Genomic DNA, 12,677 nt, shown 5'->3' with positions numbered 1-12,677 from the left:
TGCCGATAACTACATCCGCCCAGGTCATGACTCTGTGAGGGCTTCGCGTGGTGTACGCGAGCTCCGGCCGCCCGAAGACGGAAGCGCGTACGGCAGGATGATCCGCTGTGCTCCTTCGCCTGGCCTACCTCACCGTTACGAACGCGTTCGCCGCGCCGCGGTTGCTCCCCATGAGCGATCGGGACAAGGATGTGGAGATTCTCGTCCTGCGTCACCAGATCGCCGTCCTTGAACGCCAACTCGGCGCCGACACCAGAGTGCGATTCGCGCCCGAGGACCGGGCCTTCCTTGCCGCTCTCCTGACGTCGCTGCCCCGCGAGGTTCTGCGCCAGTTGAGGCTTCTCGTCCGGCCGGACACTGTCCTGCGTTGGCACCGCGATCTGATGAGACGGCGTCACGCCCGTATCTGCCGGCCGAAGCGGCCCGGGCGCCCACCCACGGTCCCCTCCATCCGCGCCCTCATTCTGCGCCTGGTCCGGGAGAACCCGAGCTGGGGCTATCGGCGGGTCCACGGAGAGCTCACCACGCTTGGTATCAAGGTCGCGCCGTCCACCGTCTGGGAGATCCTCAAACAGGCAGGCCTCGACCCGGCACCCGAGCGGGCTTCCACCACGTGGGCCGACTTTCTGCGCTCGCAAGCCGACGCCCTATTGGCCTGCGACTTCATCGAGACCGTCACCCTCAGTGGGCAACGCCAGTACGTCCTGGCGGTCATCGAGCACGCCACCAGACGCGTCCGCGTGCTCGGCACCACCGCTCACCCCAGTGCGAACTGGCCCACCCAGGTGATCAGGAATCTAGTGATGGACCTGGAAGATGCAGGCTGCCGAGCGCGCTTTCTGCTCCGAGATCGGGATGGCAAGTTCCCGATCCTCATGGACGAGGTCCTCGCCGAGGCCGGCATCACCACGGTGCTCACCGGCATTCGGATGCCGCGGATGAACTCCATCATGGAGCGGTGGGTGCAGTCCTGCCGCCACGAGCTTCTCGACCGCTGCCTCGTCTGGAACGAACGCCACCTTCGGCACGCCCTACGCAAGTATGAACTGTTCTATAACGGGCACCGAGCCCATCAAGCTCTGGCCAGCCGCCCCGCTGCGTCCGGCCCCGGAGCCGATCACGGAGCCAGAGCGAGTCACCAATTTGAAGATACGCCGACGAGCCCGGCTTGGCGGTGTCCTCCACGAGTACTCACATGCCGCTTGAGCTGCGTGGATGGAATTGTCGGCAGGCGCAGACCTGCAGCGGGAGACCGAATCCGGGCTGAACGTGGTGGAGAACTACAACGGCGTCAACGACTACATCCGGTTCGGCAAACGCGGGGAGCTCGCCTCCAACCGGCGGGAAGAGCAGGAACTGGGCATGCTGTGCCTCCATATCCTCCAAAGCTGCCTCGGCCTGATTAACACGCTCATGATCCAAGACACCCTCGCCCTGCCGGAGTGGCGGGACGTGCTCACCGACGCCGACCGGCGCGGCCTGACTCCGATCTTCCACTCGAACATGAGCCCGTACGGCGAGATCCAGCTGAGGACCGACCGCCGCCTGGAGCTGACCGGCCTGCCGGCTGCGGGCCACTGAGGAGCCTCACCCCATGGCGACGATCACGGTGATGAGTCAGAACGCGCAGTACGCGGCGCGGGCGCAGGGACGCTGGCCGCGGCTGGCCGAGGTCGTCCGCCAGATCCAGCCGACGATCCTGCTGCTGCAGGAGGTGGATGAGCTGGCCGACCCGGACGTGGCCGGGCAGGCCGCCGCCGAGCACCGGCGAGCGCTGGCAGGCCCAGGACCTGACCGCGGCCGAGGCCGCGAAGGTCGACAGTACGCGGCCGCGGTGGAGGCGTTCGCGGCGAGCAACACGGTCATCCTGGCGCTGGCCGATGAACTGGCTGCGGGCACGGTCAACAAGACGCTGGCCAAGCCGGACCTGGAGCTGGGCGTGGAGACCTTGGCGGGAGCGCTGGCCCGGCAGGCGAACCCGTTCCCGGACGCGTCGCTGGTGCGGGTCCGCCACCCGCTGACGGCCGGCGACACCGATGAGACGTCGTGGCCGTGGCTGACGGGGCTGGTGGTGGGATGGCCGCACCGGGCGAGTGGGACATCGTGGTGATCGATGACCGGCTGGTGGAGGGGCTGGACGCGGGCGGGAACTCGGTGTACCCGGTCTGCCGCCGCGCGGCCGAGGCGATCCGCCTGCAATAGCTTTCCCCGCGTTCAGTCGTTCCCCGAGCCGTGAGGGGCCTGTCCCGTCAGGTCGCGGTCTGCTGGTCGTGGTCGCGCAGCATGCGCAGGACGGTCGCGGCCGAGGGGCGGCGGCCCTTCTTCTTGCCGCTGGTGATGACGAGCCGGGCGGCGATGTCGCGCAGGCTGAGGTCCTGGTCGCGCAGGTGCAGGGCCATGGAAGGCATGTTCTCGTCGGTGACGGCGGCGCCGCCGATGGCCTTGCCGCGGGCGCGGGCGGATTCGTGGCCTTCCAGGGTGCGGTCGCGGATGTACTCGCGTTCCATCCCGGACAGGGCGGCGAGCACGGTGAACGCCACACCCGAGGGGGCGTGGGAGCCCTGCAGCTCGCGCTGGCCGGGGGCGACGTCGCGGTATCGCAGTGGCCAGGGCTGCACGATGTGCTCGTCTCACCTAAAGCGGCAGCCCGGCCAGCAGGGTCTGCCAGATGACATCGCCGCAGACGAGCAGGCATTTCTGCCCGGAGTTGCCCGCTGATCAAACCCCGATGTCGTGACAGTCGCAGAAGCCCAGATTGCGGGTGTTGATCACGATCCTGGGAGTAGTCTCGTCCAGGAGTTGGTGTCCGGTGCCGCCTCGGCGGGCAGTAGCTCGCGGTGGTCGGCACGCAGCCCGGAGAGACAGATGTGCAGCAGCCTGTTCCACATGTGCGGGCGGCACTCGTCGGTGACCTGGACGGCGTGTCCCAGGGAGACCAGCAGGAGCAGAAGGTCGTCGGTGGTCACGCCGGGGCGCAGCACGTCCGTGGCGCGGGCGCGCAGTTCCTCGATGACCAGGCGAAGCTGCTGGATGCCCGCCACATCGGGGGCCGACCAGGTCAGTGCGAAGTTCTCCATGATCGCGCTGTGCCGTGCGTAACCGGTGAGGGCTTGCTGGTAGAAATCGGTCAAGGCCGCCCAGGGGTCTCGGGCCTCGATGGCCGCCTGGCGTGCGGAGTCCGCCCATTTGGAGAAGTCCCTGCGCAGGACCGTCCGGATGAGGTCTTCCTTCTTGGGAAAGTGCCGGTAGAGGGTGCCCATGCCCACTCCGCTGCGGCCAGCGATCTCGCGCACGTCCACCGCGGTGCCTTGTGCGGCCAGGACTTCCGAGGCGGCCTCGATGATCGCTTCCCGATTGCGGATCGCGTCCGCGCGCACCGCGCGGCGCCTCGTGGTGCCTTCCGATCTCTTCGGTTCTTCCGGTTCAGCCACTGCCATAGGCCAAGCCTACCCGCTTATCCGGAGCACGTGCTCCCAATGTGCTACCTTACAGGAGCATATGCTCCGGATAGTGAGAGGGAAGCCATGTCCGATCCGTCCACGACCAGCGAGAACGATGTCACCGAGCCGGACGGCAGCACCTGGAACGAGCGGATCATCGCCGAGTTCCGGGCGAACGCCGGGTACGTGTCCTGGAGCAGCGAGGCGGAGTTCGCCGCCGGCCGCCCTGTCCCGCCCCGGATGCCCGGCTTCGACGAACGAGGCATGCGGCTCATCCTGGTGCACAACATCGGGGCCAGGAGCGGGCGCAAGCGGATCAACCCGTTGTTCTTCCAGCCGGTCGACAACGGCTGGGCCGTCTTCGGAACCCACGGCGGCAGTCCGCGTGATCCGGCGTGGGTCCGCAATCTCATGGCGCACCCGCGGGTGACCGTCGAGGTGGGCACGCGGACCGTGCCGGCCATGGCCCGGCTCGCGCAGGGAGAAGAGCGTGAGCAACTGTGGGCGAAAGAGGTGGCGCTCGTCCCGAAGTTCGCCGAGTTCGAGGCAGCTGCGGGCAGGCAGATCCCCGTTGTCGTGCTCGAGCGCGTAGACGGATAGGGCTCACGCCATTCCCCTGACTCAGCACGATCCAACTCACCAAGAACCTGGTGGTCGGCCTCAAGCCGCCGTAACAGAGCGCCGACGCGCGCTCGTTTCCAAGGAGCAAACCAGCATGACATTTTCCGCAGAATCCGGTTCCGTTCGAGAACTGTTGGACAAGTCCGCCATCACCGAGGTGATCTACACCGTCGCGCACGCCATGGACGCCCGCGACTGGGATCTGTTCGCGACCTGCTATGCCCCGGAAGCCGAAGGCGACTACGTCAACGCCAATGTCGCCGGCCGTGAGGCGATCATCGCGGGAACCAAAGCGTTCCTAGAACCGCTTGACGCGACCCAGCATCTCGTGGGCAATCTCCGCATCACCGTCAACGGAGACATGGCCACCACCCATGCCACCTTCATCGCCCAGCACGTGCGCGCGGAAGCGACCGGCAGCGGACAGTACATCCTTGGCGGCACCTATCACGACACTCTCCGCCGCACGGACGCGGACTGGAAAATAACCCGGCGTAAGATCCGGGGAATGTGGAGCAATGGTGACTCCTCGGTGCTCACCACATCCGTCTCCTAGCGGAGCCTGGTCGGCCAGTAGGGCGCAACGCTGTGTCCGCCAGGCTCCTGTGCCGGCCCAACACCGTCACTGTCACCGTCCTCGACGCGGCGAACTGTGTCAGCAGCAAGTCGTGCGGGCCGGCACCGGATGATCCAGCCGGCGCTGATCAGCGCGCCGCATCCTCATTTACATATTTCCATTGTGCGAGGGCGACAGGCGCCCATGGCCCCAGGCCACGCCCGCACCTCTTCGCCCCCACACGCAAGCCACCGAATCGGGTCCCCTCCCGGACAGCTGGGCCGTCAACAACCGGCGGGCGCGCGTGAGCCAGGAGAACCCTCCGGCGGTCCGGCTCGCCTGGTCCGGGCATGGTGTCGCTGTCGCTCGTCCGCACATCGTTGCGGAGCGCCCTCGCCGCCGTCAGGAAGAATTGACGATCATCCGGTAGATCTTTCCGCCACCGACACTGCCGCAGTAAATGCCGCATTTACTGCGGCAGTCGCCCGCGCCGCGTCCTTCAGCTTGTTGGGGGTTGCGGCGGATCCTACCCACATGCCGATGGAGATGGTCTCTGCTCCGTACTCGTCCGGTCGTTCCTTCGGATGATCTCCATCGCGCAGATGAGCGCGGCGGCGCGCTCGAACTGCTGCAGGGTGAGCAGGCGGAGTGTGTAGCGCATCAACGCGGTGACACCTCCTCCCAACACGCCGTTACGGAGGCGGCGGAGGAAAACGGTAAAGGCGATGAGTCCGAGATAGGCCTCGGTCTTTCCACCACCGGTGGGGAACCAGAGCAGGTCGGCGATGCCTCGATCGTCGTGTTCCGGGTCGACGATGCCATCGAGGCAGAGCAGCATGAAGGCGAGCTGGAATGGCCGCCAGCAGCCGTCGTAGGCGGGCCGTCTTCAGGCCCGTGGGGCTGGCGGTTGTCTTCCCGTCCCAGCAGCCGCATCCCACCTGGACGGACCAGTCGCCCAGTAGGTGAGGTGGCAGACAGCGAGCTCGAGTGCCGGAAATTCCTGCGGCTCCGGCCGGCCACCACTCAATTGATCAGTGGGCACGGCGACGGGGTGAGGACCTCGGTGACCTTGGCGATGGCCTCGGCGCCGGTTTAACGTGGCGCATGGCGGTGCGGGGGTTCTTGTGTCGGGTCTTGCCCATGATGAGCTGCGCTGTTTGCGGATCACGATGTGACTACGTCCTGGACTCTCGTACGGCACCGCGCCCCGCGAAGCAGTGGCTGGCACAGGCTCGCCCCACCCGGTGATCGGCGGCGGCTTCTGGTCGCCCGACCAGGCTTTCCACGCCTCGCTGGGGCGTTCGTGCGACATCGTGATCCACTTCCACCAGGGCTTCGGGGTCTTCCAGATTCATCCCGGCAGACAGACCGAGCAGGCCGTCACCGACGCCCTGGCCGCCGGGTACCGCAAGTTCGACACCGCCGCCTCGTATGAGAACGCCGGCGGCCTTGATGGAGTCGAGCTGCGCGTCGAGGGACTGGCGGACGGTGGAGGCGCGGGCGTAGCCGATCCGCACGTGCCCGGCCGGCTCAGTGCCGGCCGTGGCCGGGCGAGGCAGTTCGATCCAGGCCGTACCCGGCTTGCGGACCGGTGGGGTGGCCACGGTGAGAGCCTTGGCGAGCGCGGGCACGAGCCGGAAGCGGGCGGTGTGGTATTGAACGGCTCTTCGACTACGGCAGCCCCCTCGGGCTCTCACCACCCTGACGGCCTTCCGGATCTGGTAACCGTCACCACTCGGCGAAAGAGCCGTCGGCGTGCCGCCACAGCGGGCTGCGCCAGCGGTGGCCCTGCCGCGCCATCCGCTCCACCGCGGCCTCGTTGATCTCGATGCCGAGCCCGGGGCGGGTGGCGCGGGTGGCGTGCCCGCCGGGGAAGGTCAGCGGGGCGGGATCGACGAGATAGTCCAGGACGTCGTTGCCCTCGTTGTAGTGGATGCCGACGCTCTGTTCCTGGATGAGGAAGTTGGGGATGGCGAAGGCCAGTTGCAGGCTGGCGGCCAGCGAGATCGGGCCGAGCGGGCAGTGCGGGGCCATGGTCACGTCATAGGTCTCGGCCAGCGCGGCGATCCGGCGGACCTCCGAAATTCCGCCGGCATGGCTCACGTCCGGCTGGGCTACCGCGATGCCATGCCCGATGACATCGCGAAAATCCCACCGCGAGAACAACCGCTCACCGGTCGCGAGCGGGATGCTGGTACTCGCGGCGAGCGCGGCCAGGTTGCGCGAGTGCTCGGGCAGCACCGCCTCCTCCACGAACAGCGGCAGGTACGGCTCCAGCAGTGGCAGCAGCCGCCGGGCCATGGCGGTGGAGGCCCGGCCGTGCAGGTCCACCACCAGGTCGTGGTGCTCGCCGATGGCCTCGCGCACGGCGGCGACGCGCTGGATGACCTCCATGGTGCGGGCCGGGGTGTCGATGGCGGTCAGCTCGGCCGAGCCGTTCATCTTGACGGCGGTGAACCCGGCCTCGACCTGCGCCGCCGCCAGATCGGCCACCTCGGCGGGCCGGTCGCCGCCGATCCAGGCGTACATGCGGACCTTCTCCCGCACCGGGCCGCCGAGCAGTTGGTGCACAGGCAGCCCGGCGGCCTTGCCGGCGATGTCCCACAGGGCCTGGTCGATGCCGGCGACCGCGCTGGACAGCACCGGGCCGCCCCGGTAGAAGCCACCCTTGGTCAGGACCTGCCAGTGGTCCTCGATCCGGAGCGGGTCCTCGCCAATCAGGTAGTCGGCCAGCTCGGCGACGGCGGCCTGGACGGTCTCGGCCCGGCCTTCGACGACCGGTTCGCCCCAGCCGGTGATGCCCTCGTCGGTGCGGATGCGCAGGAACAGCCAGCGCGGTGGGACGAGGAAGGTGTCCATGGAGACGATCTTCATGGGGTTCCGTTCTAGGAGGAAGTGGTGGAGATGCTCCAGCCGCCGTCGACGTTGAGGCAGGCGCCGGTGATGAAGGAGGCCTCCGGCGCGGCGAGGAAGGCGACGGCGGCTGCCACCTCGTCGGGGGTGCCGAAGCGACCTGCCGGGGTTTCGGCGATGGTGGCGGCGCGGCCCTGCTCGTCGATGCCGTCCCAGGCGGGGCTCATGATCGGGCCGGGGACGACGGCGTTGACGCGTACCTGAGGGGCGTATTCGACGGCCAGTTGCCGGGTCAGCGACTGCAGCCCGCCCTTGGCCGCGGCGTACGGGGCGCAGCCCGGGATGCCGGTCTGGGCGTGCACGGATGAGGTGATGACCAGCGCCCCGGAGGTCGCGGCCAGCAGCGAGCAGAACGTGCGCGCCGCCAGGTAGGCGGCCTTGAGCGAGACGTCGATCTGCAGGTCCCAGTCGGACTCGGGCATCTCGTGCACCGGCCGGGCGGGCACGACCCGGCCCGGGCCGTTGGCGTGCAGCACGTCCAGACGGCCGAAGCGATCGCGCACCTGCTCCGCGACGGCGGCCCAGTCGCGGGCGGAGGAGACGTCCAGGTGCACGAAGGCGGCCCGTTCACCGATCGAGGCGGCGACGTCGCGGCCCTGTTCGTCGGCGATGTCGGCCAGCAGCACGCGCGCCCCCTCGGCGGCCAGGCGGCGGGCGGTGGCCGCGCCGATGCCCGAGGCGGCGCCGGTGACCAGAGCCGTCCTGGCTTCGAAGCGGCCGTTCATCGCTGCCCCTCGAACAGCGCGTTGGCGGTGACCTGCAAATCCACGTCGGCCCACATCGGATGGTGCGGGGCCGCGTTCGAGCAGACCACGGTGCCCCACGCGCCCACTCGTTGGGCGTGCTCCACAGCGTCCAGGCAGATCCCGGCTCCTACGGGCCCTTCTTCGAAGGTGCCGTGCAGCGGGGTGTAGCCGACCCAGCCCTCGCCGAACACCAGGGGCAGATCGCGGGCGGCGGACCAGTCGGCGGCCACCTCGATCCAGATGCGCAGCCTCTCGGCCATGCCGTAGCGGTAGCCGGCGTGCCGGTCGTACAGCCAGCGGTCGAACCGGGCCGGATCGCACCAGTCGTGGAGGTACACCTCGCGGGCCGGCACCACCGTGGCCGCGCTGCGCCACTGCTGCTCGGGATACCAGTCCGCGAGGTCGGGGGCGTCGGGGCGCAGCAGTTCCCGCCGGGCGCGCTCCTGCGGGAACGGCACGGTGGTGTCGCGTAGCGCGAAGGTGTCGATGAGCTCGTCCAGTACCCCGTAGACGTAGGGGTGGAAGACGGCGACGTCGATGTTGGCGGGGATGCCGCGCATCTCGGCGTGCGGCACCCGGGCATAGTTCACGGTCATGAGCGTGTCCGGGTGCCGTTCCTTGAACGCGTCGACGGCCTTCTCCAGGTACGGCTTCAGGCCGAGCATCCGGGACTCGCCGGGCGCGAGCGCTTCGGTGAGCCAGGTGGACTGGATCTCGTTGTGCAGTTCGACGAACGCGATCTGCTCGGCCAGGCCGTGCCCGGTCACGAAATCCACCAGGTCGGCGAGTGCCCCGGCCAGCGCGTTCGCGCGCCGCTCGGCCGGCACCGCGCGCAACGCCTCGTACCAGGCCGGGTCGGTCAGGAAGCTGGAGCTCTGCTGGTACTCCCAGGAGGACACGATCACCTGGCAGCCGTGCCGCCGGGCGGCCTGGAACAGCGCCAGCAGGTGCGCGCGGCCGTCCAGCGTCGCGCTCTCGCGGACGTCGTACCAGCGCGTGCCCAGGCCGTAGCCACGACCGAAGGGGGCGAAGGTCAGCGCGGAGGTGTCCAGCCCGGACCCGAACAGCAGGTACGGCATGGCGCAGATCCGCACGGTGTTGTACCCGCGCGCCACCGCCTCGGTGAAGGCACGGTCGAGATCCTCGAACGGCTCCCCGGGACCGGTCCTGGTGTACCAGGTGAAGTCCCAGAGCGTGATGGTCAGCTTGGACAAGAGGTCGGCTCCCTCAGGATTTGACGGCGCCCGCGGTCAGGCCGTCGAGCAGTTGTTTGCGCAGCAGGATGAACATGATCAGGCTGGGGACGGCGGCGAGTACGCTGCCGGCCAGCACCAGGTCGACCTGACGGCCCTCGGCGGCGTACAGCGACTGGATGCCCAGCGGCAGCGTGTACTGGGCGGGGTCGGAGACCACGATGAGCGGCCAGAAGAAGCTGTTGTAGCTGTTGAGGAAGCTCCACACGGCCAGCGCGCCCAACGCGGGACGCAGCAGCGGCAGCACCACGCGGGTGAACAGCCCGAACTCCGAGGCGCCGTCGATGCGGGCCGCCTCCAGCACCGAGTCAGGGACGGCCTGCTCGGCGTACTGGCGCATCATGAAGATGCCGAACGCGGGGGCCACCCACGGCACGATCAGGCTGAAGTAGACGTTGGTGACGCCGGCCTTGACGAGCATGACGAACAGCGGCACGACGATCACCGCGAACGGCACGGCCATGGAGCTGAACATCACGTCGAACAGCAGCCGCTTGCCGCGGAAGCGGTATTTGGCGAAGGCGAAGCCGGCCAGCGCGCACACGAACACCGACACCGTGGTGGACACCACGGCCACGATGGTGCTGGTCGCGAACCAGCCCCAGAACGGCTGGGTGTCCAGCAGGCGGGTGTAGTTCTCCAGCGTGAACGGCGACGGCAGCGGCTGCGGCGGGTAGGTGAAGATGTCGCCGCGGTGCTTGAACGACGAGCTGAGCGCCCACAGCAGCGGCAGCACGAACATCACCACGAGCGCGATCAGCAGCACGTAGACCAGCCGGGGCCGGCGGGTGGCCGGGCTCTTGGAGCCGGGCGCGGCGGTCCGGTGGGCGCCCGGCCCGGCCGGGGCGCGCCTGGTCTGCAGGGCGCTCACTTCTCCCTCCCCACTCCGAGCACCGCGTTGGCGGTTCGGCCGATGAGGAAGACGATGACGAACATCACGACGCCGGCCGCGGCGGCGTAGCCGAGCTGCTGGCGGGTGAAGGCCTCCCGGTAGATGAACATGGCCACCGACAGGGTCGCCTCGCCGGGCCCGCCCTTGGTCAGCAGCATGGGCTCCTCCAGGATCTGCGCGGTGCCGACCATGACGGTGACGGCGACGAACGCGGTGACGGGCTTGAGCATGGGCAGGGTGACGTTGAAGAAGGTGTGCACGCGGCCGGCGCCGTCGATGGCGGCGGCCTCGTACAGCTCACGCGGGATGTTCTTCAGGCCGGCCAGGAAGAAGATCGTCAGGTAGCCGGTCCAGCGCCACAGGACCAGCAGCATCACGCTGAGCTTCGCCCAGGAGGGCTCGCCCAGCCAGTCGATGCCGCCCCAGCCGAAGAACCCTCGGAGGGCGGCGTTGAAGAGGCCGTATTCGCGGTCGTAGAAGAGCGTGAAGAGCAGCGCGATGATGATCGGCGACAGCACGACGGGGATGAAGAACGTCAACCGGAAGAAGTCGCGGCCGCGCAGGCCGCGCGCGTTGAGCGCCTGGGCGATCAGCAGCGCGGCCGGCACCACGACGCACACCGAGAACAGCACGTACAGGAGCGTGTTGACGATTGCGGTCAGGAAGCTCGCGTCGCCGAACAGCCGGGTGTAGTTGTCCAGGCCGACCCACAGCGGGGTGCCGAGCCCGGCCCACTCGGTCAGGCTCAGGTAGCCGCCGATGCCGATCGGGACGATCAGGAACAGCGCGTACAGCAGGTAGAACGGCGAGATGAACGCGTAGGGCGCCAGCGCCCGCCGCCGCGCGACGGACAGCACGTCAGTTGCCCTTCTTGCTGTTGTAGGCGGCCACCGCCTCCTTGATCGCCTCGGCGGGCTTCTTCTTGCCCTGCAGCGTCTCCAGCATGGGGCCGCCCAGCGCTTCGATGAGCACGTTCAGATTGGGATTCTGGTAGAAGACCGGGCTGTCCTGAGAGGCGGGGGTGTAGATGTCGAACAGGCGCTGCCCGCCCAGGTATTCGTCCTCGTAGCCGAGGAAGTCCTTGTCCTGGTACAGCGACTTGAGGGTGGGCAGGTAGCCGCCGTGCTGGAAGCGCAGGAACTGCCCTTCCTTGGTCAGGTAGGTCCGCTTGAGGAGCTCGGTGGCGGCCGCGGTGTTGGGCTTGTCCTTGAGCACGGCGAAGCCGGTGCCGCCGAGCGCGGAGGCGATGTGTCCGCCGCCTGCGAACTTGGGCAGGTTGCGCATCCGCCACTTGCCCTTCTGCTCGGGCACGTTGGTCTGCAGGCCGTAGACGTTGTACCAGCTCGGCATGACGGCGGCGATGAGCTTGCCGTTCTTGAGCGCGGCGGTGTTCGGCGCGCCGTAGGGGTCGGGCAGGGCCAGCAGGAAGCCGCTGGCCACGCCCTTGGCCATGAAGTCGAGCACCTCGACGGCCTCGGGGGAGTCCAGGGTGAGGTTGCCGCTCTGGTCGAAGTAGCCGCCGCCGCGCTGCAGCAGCAACTGCAGGAACATGTTCGTGATGGAGGTGTTGTCGCCCGTGGCGACTATGCCGAGCGACTGTCCGGTCTTCTTGTGCAGCCGGGCGCCGATCTCCGCCAGCTCCTCCCAGGTGCCGACGTCTTCCGGGATGTCGTTCTTCTTGAACTCGTCCTCGCGGTAGTACAGGACGCTGAGACAGGTGTCGGTCTCCAGCCCGTACAGCTTGCCGTCGATGCTGTACGGGGAGGTGCGTAGCAGGTCGTCCTTGACCGGGGCGACGACGCTGTCCAGGTCGAGCAGGAGCTGCTTGCCGATACCGCCGGCCATGACCCGGGGGAAGACGCTGATGACGATGCCGATCATGTCGGGGGTGCCGGTGCCGGCCGCGCCCTGGGAGACCATCTTGGTGACCAGCGCCTCGCTGTCGGCCTGGGTGGTCTTCAGCGTGTAGTCGAAGGCGCCGCCCGGCGCATCGCTGAGCTGCTTGGCCGACTGGATGAAGGTCTTCGTAATGTTCGGGTCGTGCGTCCAGAGGTTGATCGTTACGGCGCCCGACGTGACCGCCGGGCCGCCGCCGGTCCCGCCGCCGCAGGCGCCGAGCACCGGCGCGGCGAGCAGACCACCGCCGATCAGACCGGTCCGACGCAGGAAGGTCCGCCGCGTCACGTCGCTCATCGTCGACTCCTTCGTTGGGGGTTGTGAGATGCCCGGATACGGGACTTGACGAGCAGAATGCCG

General features: G+C 68.4%; 14 protein-coding genes and 2 pseudogenes. 5 read left to right on the top strand and 11 right to left on the bottom strand.

The annotated features are described in order from the left end of the window. Positions 1-170: 170 nt before the first annotated feature. Positions 171-557 (top strand): annotated as a pseudogene (locus H4W80_RS64685) (helix-turn-helix domain-containing protein); the annotation flags it as partial. A 240-nt stretch (positions 558-797) separates the two neighbouring features. Here the strand turns inward: H4W80_RS64685 and H4W80_RS62940 are convergent. Continuing rightward, positions 798-1,028, bottom strand: a complete 231-nt coding sequence (locus H4W80_RS62940; RefSeq protein ID WP_264086017.1) for a hypothetical protein — start codon at positions 1,026-1,028, stop codon at positions 798-800. Positions 1,029-1,236: 208 nt separating this feature from the next. On the opposite strand from H4W80_RS62940, the pseudogene H4W80_RS32120 reads away from it, so the two are divergent. Together H4W80_RS32120 and H4W80_RS32115 are read left to right on the top strand one after the other, a co-directional pair. After that, positions 1,237-1,581: pseudogene (locus H4W80_RS32120) on the top strand (Tn3 family transposase); the annotation flags it as partial. 13 nt (positions 1,582-1,594) lie between these two features. Beyond that, complete coding sequence (locus H4W80_RS32115; RefSeq protein WP_192788503.1) at positions 1,595-2,110, top strand: endonuclease/exonuclease/phosphatase family protein; 516 nt, start codon at positions 1,595-1,597, stop codon at positions 2,108-2,110. 139 nt (positions 2,111-2,249) lie between these two features. On the opposite strand, the gene H4W80_RS32110 is transcribed toward H4W80_RS32115, so the two are convergent. Continuing rightward, on the bottom strand, positions 2,250-2,618 hold the full coding sequence (locus H4W80_RS32110; RefSeq protein ID WP_225963785.1) for a serine integrase family protein: 369 nt from the start codon (positions 2,616-2,618) through the stop codon (positions 2,250-2,252). A 150-nt stretch (positions 2,619-2,768) separates the two neighbouring features. Further along, a complete protein-coding gene (locus H4W80_RS32105; RefSeq protein ID WP_192788502.1) occupies positions 2,769-3,437 on the bottom strand; it encodes a TetR/AcrR family transcriptional regulator in 669 nt (222 codons plus the stop codon). An 87-nt stretch (positions 3,438-3,524) separates the two neighbouring features. On the opposite strand from H4W80_RS32105, the gene H4W80_RS32100 reads away from it, so the two are divergent. Next, positions 3,525-4,040, top strand: a complete 516-nt coding sequence (locus tag H4W80_RS32100) for a nitroreductase family deazaflavin-dependent oxidoreductase (protein WP_192788501.1) — start codon at positions 3,525-3,527, stop codon at positions 4,038-4,040. A gap of 115 nt (positions 4,041-4,155) precedes the next feature. Continuing rightward, positions 4,156-4,617: a nuclear transport factor 2 family protein gene (locus H4W80_RS32095; RefSeq protein ID WP_192788500.1), complete on the top strand. Its 462-nt coding sequence runs from the start codon at positions 4,156-4,158 to the stop codon at positions 4,615-4,617. Positions 4,618-5,143: 526 nt separating this feature from the next. On the opposite strand, the gene H4W80_RS32090 is transcribed toward H4W80_RS32095, so the two are convergent. The 8 genes from H4W80_RS32090 to H4W80_RS32055 form a co-directional block, all read right to left on the bottom strand. Continuing rightward, a complete protein-coding gene (locus tag H4W80_RS32090; protein WP_378526731.1) occupies positions 5,144-5,455 on the bottom strand; it encodes a hypothetical protein in 312 nt (103 codons plus the stop codon). Between the two features lie 337 nt (positions 5,456-5,792). Then, positions 5,793-6,248, bottom strand: coding sequence for a recombinase family protein (locus H4W80_RS61305; RefSeq protein WP_225963784.1), 456 nt, complete (start codon positions 6,246-6,248; stop codon positions 5,793-5,795). A gap of 97 nt (positions 6,249-6,345) precedes the next feature. Next, entirely contained in the window at positions 6,346-7,491 is a 1,146-nt protein-coding gene (gene dgoD / locus H4W80_RS32080; protein WP_192788499.1) for a galactonate dehydratase, read from the bottom strand. 11 nt (positions 7,492-7,502) lie between these two features. Further along, positions 7,503-8,255 carry an SDR family NAD(P)-dependent oxidoreductase gene (locus tag H4W80_RS32075; RefSeq protein ID WP_192788498.1) on the bottom strand — a complete coding sequence of 251 codons (753 nt, stop codon included), beginning with the start codon at positions 8,253-8,255 and terminating at the stop codon, positions 7,503-7,505. Further along, a complete protein-coding gene (locus tag H4W80_RS32070; RefSeq protein ID WP_192788497.1) occupies positions 8,252-9,490 on the bottom strand; it encodes a cellulase-like family protein in 1,239 nt (412 codons plus the stop codon). Before H4W80_RS32070 ends, H4W80_RS32075 begins: the two co-directional genes overlap by 4 nt. Before the next feature lie 13 nt (positions 9,491-9,503). Further along, positions 9,504-10,400, bottom strand: coding sequence for a carbohydrate ABC transporter permease (locus tag H4W80_RS32065; RefSeq protein ID WP_318787163.1), 897 nt, complete (start codon positions 10,398-10,400; stop codon positions 9,504-9,506). After that, positions 10,397-11,278, bottom strand: a complete 882-nt coding sequence (locus H4W80_RS32060) for a carbohydrate ABC transporter permease (RefSeq protein ID WP_192788496.1) — start codon at positions 11,276-11,278, stop codon at positions 10,397-10,399. Before H4W80_RS32060 ends, H4W80_RS32065 begins: the two co-directional genes overlap by 4 nt. A gap of 1 nt (position 11,279) precedes the next feature. Then, the gene (locus H4W80_RS32055; protein WP_225963783.1) at positions 11,280-12,614 is read right to left on the bottom strand and encodes an ABC transporter substrate-binding protein; all 1,335 of its coding nucleotides are present in this window, start codon (positions 12,612-12,614) and stop codon (positions 11,280-11,282) included. Positions 12,615-12,677 lie beyond the last annotated feature (63 nt).

Origin of the sequence: Nonomuraea angiospora (genome assembly GCF_014873145.1) — a bacterium.
GTDB lineage: Bacteria > Actinomycetota > Actinomycetes > Streptosporangiales > Streptosporangiaceae > Nonomuraea > Nonomuraea angiospora.
This window is presented reverse-complemented; position numbering and strand designations above follow the sequence as displayed.